The organism is Photobacterium sp. GB-56, assembly GCF_003026105.1.
Lineage (GTDB): Bacteria > Pseudomonadota > Gammaproteobacteria > Enterobacterales > Vibrionaceae > Photobacterium.
This window is the reverse complement of record NZ_PYNW01000004.1, coordinates 183,039-203,654: the sequence shown is the minus strand read 5'-3', so window position 1 is coordinate 203,654 and position 20,616 is coordinate 183,039. Positions and strand designations below refer to the sequence as shown.

The 20,616-nt window shown below is 40.3% G+C and carries 9 protein-coding genes; 2 read left to right on the top strand and 7 right to left on the bottom strand.

Annotation, left to right across the window (positions count from 1 at the left end; translation table 11 throughout):
• The first annotated feature begins 24 nt into the window (after positions 1-24).
• Complete coding sequence (locus tag C9J42_RS07240) at positions 25-1,302, top strand: GlyGly-CTERM sorting domain-containing protein (protein WP_233220735.1); 1,278 nt, start codon at positions 25-27, stop codon at positions 1,300-1,302.
• A 49-nt stretch (positions 1,303-1,351) separates the two neighbouring features.
• On the opposite strand, the gene C9J42_RS07235 is transcribed toward C9J42_RS07240, so the two are convergent.
• Positions 1,352-1,567 (bottom strand): hypothetical protein, encoded by a 216-nt coding sequence (locus C9J42_RS07235; RefSeq protein ID WP_233220734.1) that lies wholly within the window; start codon positions 1,565-1,567, stop codon positions 1,352-1,354.
• 1,246 nt (positions 1,568-2,813) lie between these two features.
• On the opposite strand from C9J42_RS07235, the gene C9J42_RS07230 reads away from it, so the two are divergent.
• The gene (locus C9J42_RS07230) at positions 2,814-5,003 is read left to right on the top strand and encodes an LruC domain-containing protein (protein WP_107301841.1); all 2,190 of its coding nucleotides are present in this window, start codon (positions 2,814-2,816) and stop codon (positions 5,001-5,003) included.
• A gap of 98 nt (positions 5,004-5,101) precedes the next feature.
• On the opposite strand, the gene C9J42_RS07225 is transcribed toward C9J42_RS07230, so the two are convergent.
• From C9J42_RS07225 to hrpA, 6 genes are all read right to left on the bottom strand, one after another.
• Entirely contained in the window at positions 5,102-5,710 is a 609-nt protein-coding gene (locus tag C9J42_RS07225) for an OmpA family protein (RefSeq protein WP_107301840.1), read from the bottom strand.
• Entirely contained in the window at positions 5,710-7,080 is a 1,371-nt protein-coding gene (locus C9J42_RS07220; RefSeq protein ID WP_107301839.1) for a TolC family outer membrane protein, read from the bottom strand. Before C9J42_RS07220 ends, C9J42_RS07225 begins: the two co-directional genes overlap by 1 nt.
• Positions 7,081-7,110: 30 nt before the next feature.
• Positions 7,111-8,493, bottom strand: a complete 1,383-nt coding sequence (locus tag C9J42_RS07215; protein WP_107260282.1) for an HlyD family type I secretion periplasmic adaptor subunit — start codon at positions 8,491-8,493, stop codon at positions 7,111-7,113.
• A complete protein-coding gene (locus C9J42_RS07210) occupies positions 8,486-10,660 on the bottom strand; it encodes a type I secretion system permease/ATPase (protein WP_107287417.1) in 2,175 nt (724 codons plus the stop codon). Before C9J42_RS07210 ends, C9J42_RS07215 begins: the two co-directional genes overlap by 8 nt.
• Positions 10,661-10,724: 64 nt before the next feature.
• Positions 10,725-16,343: a tandem-95 repeat protein gene (locus tag C9J42_RS07205; RefSeq protein WP_107301838.1), complete on the bottom strand. Its 5,619-nt coding sequence runs from the start codon at positions 16,341-16,343 to the stop codon at positions 10,725-10,727.
• Positions 16,344-16,602: 259 nt separating this feature from the next.
• Positions 16,603-20,517, bottom strand: a complete 3,915-nt coding sequence (hrpA, locus tag C9J42_RS07200; protein ID WP_107208793.1) for an ATP-dependent RNA helicase HrpA — start codon at positions 20,515-20,517, stop codon at positions 16,603-16,605.
• Between the last annotated feature and the right edge of the window lie 99 nt (positions 20,518-20,616).

Genomic DNA, 20,616 nt, shown 5'->3' with positions numbered 1-20,616 from the left:
CAGTCTATATTGTTAAGGAAAACAATGAATAAAATATTAATCGTGTCGTTATCGGCTTTATTAAGTGCCCCCACATTCGCAGGAATGCAACCATTCTCAGCAAACAATCTTCCTGAAAATTGGCCGAATTATGAAATCCAAAATTACAACTCACAAGTTGAAGATGGGTATGACGGCCCACTGAGTAACATTCTTGTTATTTACGATCCAAGCATCAAACCTGAGCAGTTAAATCGATATTTGATGCAGCAAACCGCGATTGCTAATAAAGCTCACGATATCAACAACATCAAATACCGCCGTAATGTTGTTGCCGCCATTCCAATGAAATTGGAAGGCGATAATGTGGCAGAAGTTGCGGATAGTTTTTCATTTGGTGATTTTGATGAAATACGCCGCAAGTACGGTGCTTCAGTCGTCTCACTTGTCATTAACAGTAACCTTGCTGACCGTCAGTGTGGTGTACAAACCAGTTACCACACCGTCAGCGCGTTTAACGAATCCTGCTCACTACCAACGTTGCTAGCGCACGAATGGGGACACGTTGACCGTCTTGGTCATGAGTACGAGCACACACAATCACATTTTGAAGACGACAACTACGCATGGCGCTGTGGCGGAAAACCGACCATCATGAGTGCCGACCTCAATTACAATCAGTTTGATTTGAATGAGTTCTATTCGGATCCCAACGTAACAAGAGGTGGAGAAGCGTGTGGTACAGTAACCGCGAACAATGCGAAAGTATTACTCGAAACAATTAGCCAAGTGAGAACGGCAGATTGGGCGCAAGTACCACCTTTAACAAAAATTGGTAACGTCACTATTGCTCTGGATGAAAACCAATCGTCAGAATTTGAGAAAGTTATCACGGTGACACGTGATGGTGACGTGTCTCAAGCTGCTTCGATTGAGGTTTATTCAGATGCGGTCACCGCTGTGCCAGCAACCGATTATCAAGAGCTGGCAAAACGTGTTGAGTTTGCACCGAACGAAACCACAAAAACGGTATCTCTACAACTTGTCAATCCAGCACCTACTGATGCGATTTGTGATGATGGTGAAAGAACGTTAAAACTTGGTACACGATGGGGAGAGAAACTTGGCTCATCTAACCAACTCGATTTTACCGTTAAAACGCCTGAAGACACGCTAGCTAGTTGTGCGAAAGACAAAGAGCCAGAACCAACACCGACACCAGCACCAGATAATGGAAATGACGGCGGCGGCGGCGGCGGCGGTAGCACAGGTCTATTGAGTCTATTTGGCCTTGCACTATTGCTCTTCAGACGTCGTAATTAATTTTTTAATTACAACAAGCCGTTCCTAACCATTAGGAACGGCTTGCCACTTATAGACCATAACCATTTACATCAACAAGTTGCTGTTTACTATGCACAAAGACGCCACTACCTCGCCCTATTTCTCTATTTTCGGCATCATAAACCGCCGCTTCAACAATCAACTGAGATTTATTTTGGTTTACCAGCTTCCCCACTGACCGCATTGTCCCTTCTGAAATCAATCGAGTTAAATAAGTCGTAAACGATGTTGTTAATACAAACACTTCGGTTCCTAGTAAGCTTGCGGCAAAGAAAGCATTTTAATAGTGCTTCAATACTATTTGCTTTCATCTATTTTTAATAAATGCTAATAAACCCTTATAAATCGCATTACATATACGCTTATCAGACACTGGATATGGCGTTCCGACAGTAGAAAAATTAATAGAACTTCACGTTATTTTATTTAAAATTAAGAAAACGTCTTTAACTAGATAAACACAGGTGATTTGTATTTCCTGTATTTAATCACTTTAAGTAGTAATATATTAACCAGTGCTTTCATATGAAAATTTTTCTAATTTTTTAACATTTATATAACTTTTTTACTACTGGTAATCAAAGTTATATTTTAATGTTTAATTTAATAAATAACTTAGCCTTTATAACCGAGATAACAAAATATTAGGGGTAATAATTTAAATTAATTACGAATACTATTTTAAAAACTTTGCCAATTCCAATATTGATGATGCGTAGATATGCCTACACTTTAGCTCGCCATAGCTTGTTTTTTATTTACATTGCGCTCGTTCAACATAAATAAGAGAGGAAAAATAAAAAACACCAATCAATCGACCAATCAACCAATCAACCAATCAACCAATCAACCAATCAACCAATCAACCAATCAACCAATTGAAACCATTTAATAAATGATGAAAGCCTATGAATGATCGCGCAACAGAAAAATAATATTTAGTTTCTTTTTATGATGTTACAACAACGTTTTTTCTTCAGAACAGTCTGAATGCTTTCAATTAGTTGAAAGTCACATACGATGATGATGTTATTGTTTAGAAAAAGAAGCTGTTATACGACAATTTTCTACGTTCTTTTTATCTTACTTTCTTGATACTTCTATTAACCAATTCTAAACTTTATATTAGAGTGCAATTTAAATCATATAATTATTAAATGTGCATTCCTGTATTTTTACTAGACAAACAAAGCAATCGCTTATGATAGAGATCATAAGTTAAATATGAAACAATTCTTATATTTTATTTTTACTTAGAAGTATATATATGAATACATTAATGTCTAATTTATATTTTCAATCTTAGAATCATTATGATTTCTTTACCCTATTAGATCATAACTAGATTATTCGAAAATTTAATTAACAGATAAATCATATAATTACCCGACTGCTTTTTTAAATATTTATTGGCTTGATACTTGTAAATTTTTCAATGATGAAAGGCTCAATGACTTCCATTAATATTTTTAACTGAGTGAGGCAAAGATATGAAGTGTTTAAAACACTCTTTACTAGCATGCTCGTTAGCCTTAGTTTCAACCTCGGCCCACAGCATCATACCGCATGCATTCACTGACAATGGTGGCTGCCCTAGTAATGCTTTTTTGTTTCAAGGTAATCCAACTGTAGTGTACCAAATGGATTTATCTTCTGGATTTTATCGCCCATCGAAAACGATGGCATCTCAAGTTAATGCTGTCGGATTTAACGTAACAGACAGTTATATTTACGGATACGACGTAAATAATGAAGAAATTGTCCGTATAAATCAGCTTTTTGATTTCGAAACTATTCCCGTCACAGGTATTGACACCACCATGCCCTATCCAACTGGTGACGTTTATAATAATAAATATTATATATACAGACAGGGTGTAGGTATGTACGAGATAGATCTAACGACTTTATCTGTTACTCTCGTCATGACACCCAGTAGTGCCACATTAAACCTTCATGATATGGCTTTTCATCCCGATTCATCTGGACGACTATTTACTGTTGATAGCGACAATAAAAAGCTTTATGAAATAACTAACTTTACTACACCCAATAGTGCATCGTTTGTTGAAATTGGTGGGATCAATGTTCCAGAAAACGGTGGTTTTGGTGCGCAGTATTTCGATTCAAATGGTTTCCTCTACCTAAGCCGTAACGATGATGGCGCCATTTATAGAATTGATTTAAGTGATTTATCGAGTTTTACATCAAATGCCGTTTTTTATTCTGATGGTCCGACTTCAACGTTGAACGATGGCGCTAGGTGTTCAACGTCTGCCATAGTGGCTGAAAATACAGATTTTGGTGATGCTCCTGATACATACAAAACATCCCTTTCTACTAACGGCGCTCGTCACTACAATATTTCAGGCGTCAATTATTATTTTGGTTCCAACATTGATACAGAAGGCGATGCTTTTGTTTCACCGAATTCAGATGATGCCAATAGTGTTGCTGATGAAGACGGTATTTCGTTTCCGGCAAACTTTAGACAAGGTTCTGACGGTTTAGTTAACGTGACTATTGGTGGCTCAGCAAATGGTTTTATCAATGCATGGTTTGATTGGAATAATAATGGTGTATTTGATGAGGCAACAGAACATGCGATTGATGATGAGTTATTAACCGCTGGAGATGGAACAACACCAGCAAGTCATGTTCTGAAAATTAGAGTGCCTGACGATGCAGCCACTGGACAAATATGGGCTCGTTTTCGTATTTCCAAAAATGCAGGTTTATTATCTTATGGGGGGACCTCTTACGGTGAAGTAGAAGATCACCAAGTAACGATTGATTCCCAACCCGTTACCCATAACTGGTACCCATCCTCAGGCTCTTGGGTAACATTGGCATATGAGGATGACTGGCCGCAAGAAGGCGATTTCGACTTTAATGATGTCGTTATATATTACCGCGTTGATAAAGTAACGAACTCTGCGGGTGATGTTCTCCGCTATGATATATATGGAAATTTAAGAGCATACGGTGCAGACTTTGCGAATGGTTTCGCTATAAAATTTGATGGTATTCCCGTTTCTGCCGTAGATGCGGACAGAACTAAGTTAGTGATTAATGGATCAACCTTACACCCTAAACAGATATTAGAATCGGGCACAACTGATGCGGTTGCGATTATTTCAAATAATCTCCTTACAGAAATACCGACCCCAACCTGTTCAGGATTCTTAGGAACTTTTTACAGAGTATGGACGGGGTGTAATTCCGATGCCGCTGATTTATTCCAATTTGAAGCAAGCATTCCTTTCATCACGCCATTAGCATCATCGAGTGTTCCAAGTATGCCTTTGAACCCATTTCTATTTGGTACGCCAGGTATTGATCATGGCGAAGGTACGCGTGCAACTGATGGCCGTGCAATTGAGATTCATCTGAAAAATAAAGACGTTTCAACTAAGGCAAATACTGCTTATTTTGCAACTGAACATGATGATTCTGCCTATGTAGATAGCGACTGTCCTGGTATTAACTGTGATACCTATCATACTTCAAACGGTATTCCATGGGCTATCGTAGTTGATGGAACTTGGGATCACCCCAGCGAAGGGATAAACATACTTGAAGCCTACCCTGATCTTCAAAGCTTCTCTGTATCTGGTGGTAGTACTAATACGGACTGGTATCTTCGTGCGAACTCAGATATTACTAAGCTCTTCGAGTAAGTCTATTTGTAAGCGATGAATATAAAAAAGCCGATAGTGCTTTCATACTTGAACTGTCGGCTTTTTACTGTAGCTCGTTAATTGCTTATCTGTAACACTTATTCAGTATCTACCGAATAAATATGCCACTTCATATCAATTGTTTTATCCGTACCTGATACCGCTGCAATAACACGTCTATTTCGCTCAGCAGCAATCTCTGTTTCACTATCATCAATAGGCTTGGTGTAACCATAACCTATTGCTTGAAGACGATTAGGGTCAATAAAGAATGTATCTTTCAACATATCAACCACTGCTTCAGCACGAGCCTGAGACAGTGCCATATTCAACTCATAGCTACCGCTCTTGCTACAGTGCCCTTCAATCGTCACAGACGAATCAGGGTACTGATGCATAAAATTAGCAATGGCCTCAATTTCACGCTGATACACAGGTTTAATAACGGCTGAATTATTAGCAAAGTTTAATTTAAGCTCTACACGCTCAGAAATTTCTTTCTCTTTTCCACAGCCAACATTATTAACAAATGAGCCTGGCACACTGTTTGGGCATTGATCGCGTGCTTCAATCACACCATCACCATCTAAGTCACGTAGATCGTATTGCTGTGTCGTTGTTTGTGATTCAGAACCGTCGGATGAAGCACAACCGCTAATCATTGTAGACATAATGACTAACGAACTTAATAGTATGTTTTTTTTCATTATTCACTCTCTCCTTGACGAGTTGCTTCACTGTTCCAGTTCTCAGGCGTTGTTACACGTAGTGATGAGATTAGCTGCCCTGTTGCATGTAATATGCGGTATTGTGAAACAAGCTCATCAAACTCAGCACGTAAATAACTTTTTCGCGCTTCAAACAATTCGTTTTCAGAATCTAACAAGTCTAATAATGAACGTTGGCCTAATTTAAATTGCTGCTCATACGCTGATTGGGTTTCTTTCGAAGCCTCAACATGTGTACGGATAAAGTCTCGTTGCTTAGCCAAAAAGGTATTAGCATTCCAAGCGAGTGTTGTTCCATCTCTTACATCGCGTGATGTATTTTGATGAACACTTTTTGCTTCATCAATTCTATATGCGGCTTCACGAACTCGAGACGTGTCTTTGCCACCATTAAAGAGGTTATAACGTAACTGAATCCCTGCCTGTAACTCTTTATCTTCCCCTTCAAGCGCATTTTCATAATCAAACTTTTCATCTGACCATTTACCACCAAGCTCCAAAGTGACTTCAGGATAATAGTTAGATTTTAAAGCCTCTCTCTCTGAACGCGCTGCATCAATATCACTGTTGGATGATTTCAATATCGGATTATTTTTTTGTGCTATTTCAATCGCTTGTTCTAATGATGATGGAAGTTTGTCTTGATCGGCCATTGGCACAATTACATTCTCTGGCGATTCATTAACCACTCGAATAAATTCACTTCGTGCATCAGCGAGATTATTTTGTGCTGACATTAAATTAGAATTAGCACGTGCTAAACGCCCTTTACTTTGAGATAAATCAGCGCTTGAACCTAAGCCAGATTCTGTTTTCTCTTTTATTTGGTCAAACAAAAGCTGATGCTTTTCAACATTGTTTTCTGCTAACTTAACTACCTGCTCTTCTACTAAGTAGTTAATGTAGACTTTTACCACCGAAAGCGCGATATCTTCCGCTGTAGCAAAAAGCTTTAGTTGATCCGCTTTAGCTTCAAAATCTAAACGTGATAATTCATGTCCTGTTAAAAAGCCATTAAATAATACTTGTCGGATACTAATTCCAACTTCTGGTGATTCTGAATCAACAATATCTTCTGTTTGTAATCGACTCTGAGGAGTTGAGCTTTGCTTAAAACCATAACTCGCCGTCAAATCAACAGTCGGTAAATAGTCACCAAACACTTGATTACCTTGCTCCTCTCGTGCTTTAAATTGACTTAAAGCCTGCTGTAACTGAGGGTTAGTATCTAAAGTAACCGCAACAGCTTGCTCTAATGTTTGGCTCATGGCTGACACTGGATATAACGATGAAACAATGGCTGTTGTAATCAAACTCTTCTTAATACAATCGCGTATTCCATAACGCATAAATGAATATCCTTCTCTTATTTTTATGGTTTAGCGCTCTCTAAGCGCCATTTCCTTAGCTCTTAAAATCGGGTTAAGTATGTATTCTAAAACTGTTCTTTTTCCTGTAATTACATCAACAGATGTCAACATACCGGGAATAATAGGCAAAGGTGTCTGATCTGATTTCATTAAATGTGAGTTTGTTGTGCGAACCTTTACTAAGTAATAACTATTGCCCTCTTCATCTTGCGAGGTATCTGCACTAATATTCACAACAGAGCCTTCAAGCCCGCCGTAACGAGTAAAGTCATACGCTGTTACTTTTACAACAGCCGGTAACCCAGGGTGTAAAAATGCAATATCTTTAGGCTGGATCTTTGCTTCAATTAATAAGTTATCTTCCGTTGGTACGATATCTAATATGGCTTCACCGGGTTTAACCACACCACCAATGGTTGTTATATTGATACTTTTAATTGTGCCATTTACGGGTGAATGTAATATCGCTTTATCTACTTTATCCTGCGAGCCAACCTGCGCTTCGGTTAAACGTGAAAGTTTGGCTGTCATTTCATTAAGTTGAGCTCGTACATCTTTTTGATAATTCAACACGGCTTCACGTCGCTTTAAAATAGATTCATCTAAAGCGGCTTTTAGCTTCGGTTGTTCAGCATAAAGTGCCGAAAGTTCACCTTTGGTTTCATTGACTTTACGCTCTAACTGCAACAGTTCAACTTCCGAGACAATGCCCTTTTTCGCTAAAGGCTTTGTCATGACTAATTCTTTATTAATCAGTTTTAAGCTACTTTTCAGGGTGCGAATTCGAGATGATAATGCGTAACTTTCCTGTTGCTGTTGAACAATTTGACGAGCAAGGATCGCCAATTGATTTTGAAGTTCTTCTAACCGCCCTTGATATTCATCCTGCTGGCGAGCGATGAGTTCAGGCTCTTTTTGTGCAAGTTCTTGGGAGAAAACAAGCGGCTCGATATTGATCTTAATCCGTTCTTTCCAGTCTTTAATATCATCATCAATTACAATGCTTTTCAGTTCTTGCCGAAAACGGGCAATATTCGTGTTTAAGCTATCTTCTTCGTCTTCTTGCTGAGCTAAATCAGAACGAAAACGAGTATCATCAATACGTACAAGGGGTTGACCTTTTTTAACTGTCATTCCTTCTTCCACGTATAGTGCTTGCAACAGACCGCCATCGTAACTTTGAATTACTTGTACTTGTGATGATGGAATAACCTTACCTGAACCTCTAGTGACAAGTTCCAATTGAGCAAAAAAAGCCCAAATGAAAAAGCATATCAACATAAAAAACAGTGCCCATACCATATAGCGATGCTTCCTAGGCGAATCAATCATCATCGCGTTGTAGACATCATCCATCATCTCTTGATCTTGGTCGGAAAAAGGCTTATTCATTCCGGCCTCCCGATACACCTTGCTGTAACTGTTTCAATACTTTTTCACGTTGATCATCTAAAACGATCTTACCGTTATCAACGACGATAATGCGATCCACAAGCGGTAGTAATGACATTTTATGGGTGATAATTAGCAAGGTTCGATTTATGGCAACATGCTGCATTGAATGCATAAAACGCTTCTCTGCATGTGCATCCATACTTGCTGTTGGCTCATCCATTAATAAAATTGGAGGATCATTTAATATCGCCTGAGCTAGTGCGACTGCTTGACGCTGCCCTCTCGATAATGCGTTTCCTAACTCTCCAACTTGTTTATCTAAACCTTCTGAGTCGCTATCTGTAAAGCTGCTAACACCTGAGAGTTGAATTGCACGCAACAACTGATGTTCAGTGACTTGTCTCGTTCCAAACATAATATTGTCACGAATAGTGCCATGAATAAGCGTGATATCTTGTGGCATGTAACCAATATTTCTTCGTAAATCTGCGGGGTGAATTTGTTCACGATCAATGCCATCAAAGCGTAAACTTCCTTCTGTTGGGCAATATAGCCCCGCTAATAACTTCGCTAATGACGTTTTACCTGAACCATTTTTACCAAGAATCGCGATTTTCTCACCCGGTTTAATTGAAAAGTTCGCAGAGTCAATCGTGCATTTTTTCTGATTCGGATACGAAAATTGGACATTTTCTGCCTTAATAGCTCCTTTCATTCTATGGCGACTGATCAAATGTGCTTTGTCTTCAAATTCACTTTCTTCTTGCATCAGTTGATCTAATTGACGCAGAGAACTTGACGTTTGATTGGCTCTTGTTAATAAATTTGCTAACTGAGCCATAGGAGAAACAACACGGCTTGATAGCATGACAGCAGCGATAATCCCACCCATGGATATATCGACCGTTGATACACGATAAACGCCTAAAACCACAACACCAATAGCCGTTAACTGAGTAATAAAGGTGGCAAAATACGAAACAGAGTTAGAGATTTTTTTAACTTTTAACTGCCAATTAGCAGTATGTGCGATCATCTGTTGCCAGTGCCGTTGTATCATCCCTTCTGCACTATTTGATTTAATCGCCTCTATCGCCGTTAAACTTTCAATTAAATGTCCATGTTTTAACGCTGAAAACTTATTAGACTCCTCAACGGCTATTTTTAATTTAGGTTGAACCAGTAATGTATAACCAATAATTAATAAGCCTGCAATTAATGGAATAACAGCAAGGTCGCCAGCAACAAAATAAATAACTAATAAAAATAATAAAGCAAAAGGTAAATCAATTAATGTCGTTATCGTTGCTGACGTCAACATGTCACGAATATTATCAAATTCACCTAATTGTTTTGCCATTCCACCAACTGAAGATGGACGTTTTGATAATGGAATTCCAATCACTTTTTCAAATAAACGAGATGAAACAACAATATCAATTTTCTTCCCAGCTAAATCGATTAAATACCCTCTAATATGACGCATTAAAAAATCAAATATAAAAGCAACGACAGCACCGCTGGCTAAAACCCATAATGATTCAAATGCTAAATTAGGTACAATTTTATCGTACACATTCATCATAAATAAGGGAGAGATTAAAGCAAAAACATTCACTAATATCGAAGCAATTAATACGTCTCGATAAATAGGGCTGGCTTCTTTAATCATATTCCATAACCAGTGACCGTAACTAACATGTTGATGAACATCAACACTCTGGTCACCTCGGTATTGCTTCTTAATAAAGAAGCAATACCCCGTATAGCAACTTTCTAACTCTTCTAATGAAATTTCAGATTCACCGCCATTATCAGAAAACTGAATCACAGCAAGGTTATTTACTTGATCTATTTCCCTTAAAATACATGCTTGCTTATCTTTTAAAAGTAAAACACAAGGCAAAACAAGCGGCGTTATATCTGACAACAATTTACGTAATAATTTTGCGGTTAAACCTGCTCTTGCTGCTGCCTGAGGAAATATATCAGGCGTGACTAAAGCACTTTCAAGAGGAAGCCCTGCAATTAACGCATCTCCAGAACAAGGGTTTCCATAATATTCAGACAAAATAACAAGACTATCCAATAATGGATCATCCGTTGTTTTTAATGAAGCAGGAATACTCCAATATTCCTGCTTATTTTCAGCTGTGGATATCATGAATTATACGTCCTTGTTACTTTTTATTACTACGAACAGGAATATCCATTTTCTCTATTCATATTTAATTATCATCTTGCTGTGGTGGTAATGTCATTGGCTTATCAATCGAAATACTATCAAGCATCTGAGTATTTAAAATGATTTCACCATTATCATTACTTAATAAGTTATTGGTGATAACACCAAGCTTATCTTTCAAGCTGTTTGAATCGATATCTTCAAGAATAATGTTTACTGACTTATCATTCCCAGTTTTGATAGTAATAACGCTATCATCATTATTTTGACTAATCGATAAGAAGTCATCTAACGTTTCTGCGGTTGCATCTTTTAATAAATCGCTGAGGTTTAATTTATCTTCCGCTAAATCAAAATCTCGAATGGTATCTATATCGCTAATAGACTCACTTTTACTCCAAGTAAATGTATCAGCACCGATCCCGCCATTAAGAAGATCATTGCCTTGACCACCAATTAGAAGATCATCGCCCTCACCGCCATTTAATGTATCGTTACCCTCACCACTCGAAAGTTTATCATTACCTAGCAAGCCATTAAGAATATCGATACCGGTACTACCGACAAGGTCATTATCAACATCCGAGCCATTGACAATGTTATTATCAAATAACACGCTATCAGAGCCAGAATTTTCACTGCTACTACTATTTTCTTTACCAGTAGCCGTTACCGTTAACTCAATTGAATCTGCTGATTCTGCTGGTACGGTAATTTGTAAACCAGGAAGTGAAACTTGCGTATCCGTGTTTTGCCATAATCCCGTTAGTTCAATCTCACCAGCAGCATTGGCAATACCGAGAACGGTTGTACCATCCGCGCTAATTACTTTGGTATCTTTAGGTAATCCTGACAATAATATTTGGCTAATTGACTCGCTACCATCTGTATCCGTTAGCATAACGTTAATATCTAACGTATACGTGTAAGTTGGTTGCTCTTTGATCCAGCTATCACCATCCCAGTAGTATGTGCCATCAGCAAATTGAAGGCGTTCAATGTCGTAGAGATCATCTGAGCCTTCTCGTGCATATACATTTTCGCCACTTGTTACTCGTTTATCTGTTACTTCAAAAAATATCGATGATCCTGAGGTTTCGACAGGTTTAGTAATATCGTAATCAGAGAAATTTCCAGCATATACTGCTGTATCAACTCCTGCGGCACCATATAGTGAATCATCCCCTTGCTCACCCATTAAAATATCATTACCGGCACCAGCAGTTAATGTGTCGTTAACTAGACCTGTTATTGGGCTACCATCAATCGTTGAATTACCTATAATCCCATCTTCACCGACCAAAATGTTATCGCCAGTTGATTGAATAACAATATGATCGCTGAGCTCCATTCCTCTATAAGCTAAACTTTCAGTCGATAATGTATTTTCATATGGAGTATCAACCTTCTGTGTTAACGTTCTTGCTTTATCACCGTACTCTTTAACAACTGTTTCCCAATCGACATAGTTCTTTCCACCTTCATATTTACCGCCAGTATTGTAAACAGGAGTACCTAATAAATTCACGGTGACAAGAATTGGATCTGCAATAGCAACAACGTCTAGTTTAACAGTGATGGTATCAGTGCCACCTTTGCCGTCACTGACTTCAACCTTAAAGTTATCTTCACCATGGAAATTAGTCTTAGGTGTGTATTCCCATGAGCCATCCGTATTGACGGTAACTGTGCCGTTCGTTGGATTTGTCAGTGATGTGAACGTTAAACTATCACCATCAGCATCTGTCGCAGACAGTTGACCGCTCACTGCCACTTCTTCATCGGTAGTGACGGTAATGTCACTGCCTAATGGATCATTGTTATCATCAACCAATACTGGCGCATCGTTGATTGGATTAACTTTGATAATCACGGTTATGGTATCGGTGCCACCTTTACCGTCACTGACGATAACATCAAATTTGTCGCTACCATTAAAGTCACTGTTTGGTGTGTAAGTCCATGTGCCGTCAGTATTAACCGTCACTTGACCATTTGTCGGGTTAGAACTTTGCGTGAACGTTAAGCTATCGCCATCAACATCTGTTGCTGACAGTTGACCGCTCACTGCCACTTCTTCATCAGTAGTGACGGTTATGTCACTGCCCAATGGATCATTGTTATCATCAACCAGTACTGGCGCATCATTGATTGGATTCACGGTCACATTTACAGTAATAGTATCTGTACCACCGTTGCCGTCACTCACTTCAACGTTAAAGCTATCATCACCGTTAAAATCATTGTTTGGTGTGTAAGTCCACGTACCATCCGTATTGACGGTAACTGTGCCATTGGTTGGATTGGTCGATGAAGTGAAGGTTAAGCTATCACCATCAACATCTGTCGCGGACAGTTTGCCGCTCACGGCGACTTCTTCATCTGTCGTAGCGGTAATGTCACTGCCTAATGGATCATTGTTATCATCAACCAATACTGGTGCATCATTGATTGGATTCACGGTCACATTAACAGTGATGGTGTCGGTGCCGCCGTTGCCGTCACTGACGATAACATCAAATTTGTCGCTACCATTAAAGTCACTGTTTGGTGTGTAAGTCCATGTGCCATCAGTGTTAACCGTCACTTGACCATTGGCCGGGTTAGAACTTTGCGTGAAGGTTAAGCTATCACCATCCGCATCGGTCGCGGACAGTTGACCGCTCACTGCGACTTCTTCATCTGTCGTGACGGTAATGTCACTGCCCAGTGGATTATTGTTATCATCAACAATCACTGGTGCATCATTGATTGGATTCACGGTCACATTAACGGTGATGGTATCGGTGCCGCCGTTGCCGTCACTGACTTCAACGTTAAAGCTATCATCACCATTAAAGTCACTGTTTGGTGTGTAAGTCCACGTACCGTCAGTGTTAACCGTCACTTGACCATTGGTCGGGTTAGAACTTTGCGTGAAGGTTAAGTTATCACCGTCAACATCGGTCGCGGACAGTTGACCACTCACAGCCACTTCTTCATCAGTCGTAACGGCAATGTCTGTGCCTAATGGATCATTGTTATCATCAACCAGTACTGGTGCATCATTGATTGGATTCACGGTCACATTTACAGTGATGGTATCGGTGCCACCCTTGCCGTCACTGACGATAACATCAAATTTGTCGCTACCATTAAAGTCGCTGTTTGGTGTGTAAGTCCACGTGCCGTCAGTATTCACGACGACGGTGCCATTGGTTGGGTTGGTCGATGAAGTGAAGGTTAAGCTATCACCATCAACATCGGTCGCGGACAGTTGACCGCTCACGGCGACTTCTTCATCTGTCGTGACAGTAATGTCACTGCCTAATGGATCATTGTTATCATCAACCAATACTGGTGCATCATTGACTGGATTCACGGTTACATTAACTGTGATGGTGTCAGTGCCGCCGTTGCCGTCACTGACTTCAACCTTAAAGCTATCATCACCATTAAAGTCACTGTTTGGTGTGTAAGTCCATGTGCCATCCGTATTGACGGTCACTGTGCCATTGGTTGGATTAGAACTTTGCGTGAAGGTTAAGCTATCACCATCAACATCGGTCGCGGTCAGTTTGCCGCTCACTGCCACTTCTTCATCGGTCGTAACGGTAATGTCACTGCCCAGTGGATCATTGTTATCATCAACCAGTACTGGCGCATCATTGATTGGCTTCACGGTCACATTAACTGTGATGGTGTCAGTGCCGCCGTTGCCGTCACTGACTTCAACCTTAAAGCTATCATCACCATGGAAATTAGTCTTAGGTGTGTAAGTCCACGTACCGTCAGTGTTAACCGTCACTTGACCATTGGTCGGGTTAGAACTTTGCGTGAAGGTTAAGTTATCACCGTCAACATCGGTCGCGGACAGTTGACCGCTCACTGCGACTTCTTCATCTGTCGTGACGGTAATGTCACTGCCCAGTGGATCATTGTTATCATCAACCAATACTGGCGCATCATTGATTGGATTAACTTTGACATTAACGGTGATGGTGTCGGTACCACCTTTACCATCACTGACTTCAACGTTAAAGCTATCATCACCGTTAAAATCATTGTTTGGTGTGTAAGTCCACGTACCGTCAGTGTTAACCGTCACTTGACCATTTGTCGGGTTAGAACTTTGCGTGAAGGTTAAGTTATCGCCGTCAACATCGGTTGCGGACAGTTGACCGCTCACGGCGACTTCTTCATCGGTCGTGACAGTAATGTCACTGCCCAGTGGATCATTGTTATCATCAACCAGTACTGGCGCATCATTAATTGGATTAACTTTTATATTCACGGTGATGGTGTCGGTGCCGCCTTTGCCATCACTGACGATAACATCAAATTTGTCGCTACCATTAAAGTCACTGTTTGGTGTGTAAGTCCACGATCCATCAGTGTTAACCGTCACTTGACCATTGGTCGGGTTAGAACTTTGCGTGAACGTTAAGCTATCGCCATCCGCATCTGTCGCGGACAGTTTGCCGCTCACTGCGACTTCTTCATCGGTCGTGACGGTAATGTCACTGCCTAATGGATCATTGTTATCATCAACCAATACTGGCGCATCATTGATTGGCTTCACGGTCACATTAACGGTGATGGTATCGGTGCCGCCGTTGCCGTCACTGACCTCAACCTTAAAGCTATCATCACCGTTAAAGTCACTGTTTGGTGTGTAAGTCCATGTGCCATCAGTGTTAACCGTCACTGTGCCATTGGTTGGATTCGTCGATGAAGTGAACGTTAAGCTATCGCCATCAACATCGGTCGCGGACAATTTGCCGCTCACTGCGACTTCTTCATCGGTCTCAACACCAATATCTGTGCCCAGTGGATTATTGTTATCATCAACAATCACTGGCGCATCATTGATAGGATTCACGGTCACATTAACAGTGATCGTATCGGTGCCGCCGTTGCCGTCACTGACCTCAACGTTAAAGCTATCTTCACCGTGGAAATTAGTTTTAGGCGTGTAAGTCCACGAGCCATCAGTGTTGACGGTAACTGTACCGTTCGTTGGATTCGTCGATGAAGTGAAGGCTAAACTATCGCCGTCAACATCGGTCGCGGACAGTTGACCGCTCACTGCGACTTCTTCATCGGTGCTTACCGTAATACTCTCACCTTCTGGCGCACCGTTTTCATCGACAATAATAGGCTTGCTGTTTATTGATATATTCGATTTACCGTCATCTTGAGGAGATTGCTGCTCTAGTGGTTTTGAAGGACTATAAAAATCATTACCATCATTGTAAGGAGAGGTAGGAGGACGAGGGCTGGTATCACGACTATCATATCCAGACTCAGCTATGATTTCTTTTGCGTTTCTTTCAATGCTATTAAAACTAAAACCACCACTATTACTAATGTTTTGAAGACCAGCTGCAGTAGCTTCCGCAATAAGGGTTGGATCCTCTCCAGAAGCAATTAAAGCCTGAAGGTTGGCTATCTCATCAGGAAGATCTTCTTCTACACTATTAGAATTAACATTAGAAAATACGACTTGTGTTCCATCTGACTGCTCCAAACTCACAGTTGCATAATTAGGCAATATTAATACATCGCCAACTGACAACATGAGCTGCTCAGTAACAACCTTGTTACCCATTTCATTACTCAATTCAACATTGCCAGAAAATGACAATACTTTACTTTCTTGAACGACCGAAAAAGATTTCATGGAATAAACAATCCTTGTTTAGTTACAAAATCAGATAGATATAGCTCTAGTGGTATTATCACCTGATGGTAATTGGCACAAAAACAATTTAATAAGTTCACACTTATTTTATATATCATATGGTGTCATTTTTTTGTCACCACCTCAACAAATTTGCATGTTAATTATTAATGACATAATAAATACTGTTTTTTATGCATAAAAAAGCCGATAATGTTATGTACATTATCGGCTCTTTATTATTTCGCTATTAACTAAATCAACATTCGTTAATTGCGTTTCGTACACGCTTGTCTGATACAGGGTATGGCGTACCCAACTGCTGAGCAAAGTAACTAACACGTAGCTCTTCAATCATCCATCGGATCTCTTTTACTTTATCAGGTACTGGCTGCCCTTTCGGGATCTTATTCAATAGCTCTTTGTACTCATTAACTACTGATTCAATCTTCAGAATATGCACACGATCTTTGTTTGGATCGATTGGCAGCTTTTCCATTCGACGCTCAATGGCACGCATGTAACGCAGAATATCAGGCAGACGTTTCCACCCACATTCTGTTGCAAAACCTTTGAAGATCAAGCTTTCAATTTGTGCTTTGATATCAGACATCGCAAATGCCATGCTTAAATCAATACGCCCTTTCAAACGCTTACTGATGTTAAATGCTGTGGTTAAGATTTCTTCTACTTGTTTGGCAATATCAACCACGGTGTCACCAAGCTCAGCACGAACAAACTCTTTCAACGCTTCAAATGATTCAGGCTGCCATGCTAATCCGCCTTTCTCTTCAATTAGCTTATCAACACCACAAGCAATACAATCATCAATCAGATCAAGTACACGACCATACGGATTAAAGTACAAACCTAGCTTCGATTTGTTTGGCAAGTTTGAATGAAGGTACTTAATTGGCGATGGTACGTTAAGTAAAATCAAACGACGTTGACCCGCCTGCATCGCATTGTTTTGCTGCTCTTCAGTTTCAAACAGTTTGATACCAACAGAATCTTTGTTATCCACCAGCGCAGGATAAGCTTTTACTTCAAAGCCACCGCGTTTCTGTTGGTAACGTTCAGGTAGCGTACCAAAACTCCAGGTTTTCAAACCATCTTGCTCAATATCATCATCAGCAACTTGTGACAAAGTTTCTTGAACCTTCTCTTTTAAGTTGTCTTTCAGACCATAGATATCTTTGCTCTCACGTAACTTACGATTGCGGTGATCAACAGCACGATAAGTGATCTTCAAGTGATCAGGGATCTGATCTAAATTCCAATCTTCACGCACAATTGTGACGCCACTCATACGCTTCAATTCTTTTTCTAGTGAATCTAGCAATGGTGCTTCCATTGGCTTAACACGTGCTAAGAACGCATCAGCGTAGTTTGGTGCAGGCACAAAGTTACGACGTAACGGTTTTGGTAATGATTTGATCAACGCAACAACCAACTCATGACGTAAACCTGGAATTTGCCAGTCAAAGCCGTCAGGTTGAACTTGGTTTAAGATAGCCAATGGCACGTGAACGGTGACACCATCGTTATCTTCACCCGGTTCAAACTGGTAGCTCAGTTTTAGCTTCAAGTTACCTTGATGCCAGAAGTTTGGATAATCTAGATCAGTGACATGACTTGCATCGCCACGGAATAACATCTCACGCTCAAAGTTCAATAACTCAGGATCTTCTTTCGATGCTTTCTTCCACCATGAATCAAAGTGGCGACCTGACGTTACTTTCAAATCAATACGCTGATCGTAGAAATTAAACAGCTCGTCATCATCGATCAGAATGTCACGACGACGTGATTTATGCTCAAGTTCTTCAACTTCGCGCAATAGCTTACGGTTTTGTTGATAGAACTTATGGCGCGTATCCCAATCCCCTTCAACCAATGCTGAGCGGATAAAGATTTCACGTGATAACGTTGGATCAATATTGCCGTAGTTAACTTTACGTTTGGCAACCACAGGAATGCCATACAGCGTAACTTTTTCAAACGCATGAACGGCAGCTGACTTCTTCTCCCAATGCGGTTCGCTATAACTACGTTTAATCAAGTGACCTGCTAATGGTTCAACCCACTCCGGCTGAATTTTTGCGCCAATTCGCCCCCATAAACGTGACGTTTCCACCAGCTCCGCAACCATCACCCACTTTGGCTGTTTCTTGAAAATGCCAGAGCCAGGGAAGATATTAAAGCGAGCGTTACGCGCACCTTGGTATTCATTTTTCTCTTGGTCTTTCATACCAATATGCGAAAGCAATCCGCTTAATAGCGAAATATGAATACTGTCATAGCTTGCTTCGTTGCCATTCATTTTCAACTCAAGCTCTTTAATCACTTGGTTGACTTGGAAATAGATATCTTGCCACTCACGAATGCGTAAGTAGTTTAAGTATTCTTTCTTACATAAACGACGGAATTGATTACTAGAAAGCTCTTTTTGTTGCTCTTGGACGTAATTCCATAAATTAACGAACGCAACAAAGTCAGAATCTTTGTCGTTAAATCGGCGATGTTTTTCATCAGACTGTTGCTGTTTATCTGATGGACGCTCACGTGGATCTTGAATAGATAAAGCCGATGCAATGATCATCACTTCACGTAATGCACCATGCTTAGGCGCTTCAAGTACCATACGAGCTAAACGTGGATCAATAGGAAGACGCGCTAATTGGCGACCCATTGGTGATAAACGTTTACGAGGATCTGTGGCTTTAGAGTTAATCGCACCTAACTCTTCCAATAATCGAATACCGTCTTGAATATTACGATTATCGGGCGCTTCTACAAATGGGAAAGCTTGGATATCACCCAAACCAATCGCGGTCATTTGAAGAATAACTGACGCTAAGTTAGTACGTAGAATTTCTGGGTCGGTAAATTCTGGGCGCGATAAAAAATCTTCCTCAGAATATAGACGAATACAGATACCTTCTTGAACACGACCACAACGCCCCATACGCTGATTAGCACTAGCTTGTGATATAGCTTCAATCGGAAGACGCTGTACTTTAGTACGGTAACTATAGCGACTAATTCGGGCTGTACCCGGATCAATAACGTATTTAATACCCGGAACAGTCAGTGAAGTTTCCGCTACGTTTGTTGAAAGTACAATACGGCGACCAGAGTGTGATTGAAATACTCTGTTTTGCTCACCCGCCGATAGACGTGCGTACAAAGGTAGAATTTCAGTATGGCGTAATTTGCGCTTTTCTAACGCATCTGCAGTATCACGAATTTCACGCTCACCGTTTAAGAAGATCAGGATATCACCCTCACCCTCATCGCACAGTTCATCGACCGCATCAAAAATTGCATCTAACTGATCACGATCGGTGTCATCACCGTCTTCAACCACAGGGCGGTAGCGAACTTCTACTGGGTACGTACGACCTGACACTTCAATAATAGGTGCATTATTAAAGTGCTTAGAAAAACGCTCAGGATCGATGGTTGCTGAAGTAATTATGACTTTTAAATCTGGGCGTTTTGGTAATAACTCACGCAAATAACCCATGATGAAATCAATATTTAAGCTACGTTCGTGCGCTTCATCGATAATGATAGTGTCATATTGACTTAAGAAACGATCGTGTTGAATTTCAGCCAGTAAAATACCGTCTGTCATTAACTTTACGTGGCTATGCTCTGAGACCTGATCGTTAAATCGGACTTTATAACCTACGTGAGAGCCCATCTCACATTCCATTTCTTCTGCAATACGAGAAGCAACAGAGCGTGCAGCCAGACGACGAGGCTGAGTGTGGCCGATCATACCGTGGGTACCACGACCGATTTCTAAACAGATTTTAGGTAGCTGAGTAGTTTTACCTGAACCCGTTTCACCCGCCACAATAACCACTTGGTTATTTAAGATCGCTTCAGCGATATCATCTTTCTTCTGGCTTACGGGTAACTGTGCTGGGTATATGATTTTTGGACGCTGAGTACGGCGACGTTCCACTGTTTGCATTGATTTCGCAATCTCTAATGCAATTTCGTCAAATACAGCGTGCTTGGATTTTTCGTTTTTAATTCTTGATGCGCCTTGTACACGTTTGTGTAGACGAAAACGATCGCGCATCATGCAATCTTTAATAGCAGACTTTAATGTTTTTTCGTTATTCAACACGTCTGCTTGAGTTTGATTCGACTGACTCAATTTAATTCCTGTCTTTCAATGACTAATGGATACCGAGAACATCATGATGACAACTCGCTTAGTATCACTTGGCGATTCGAAATTTTTGTTAATTCTATC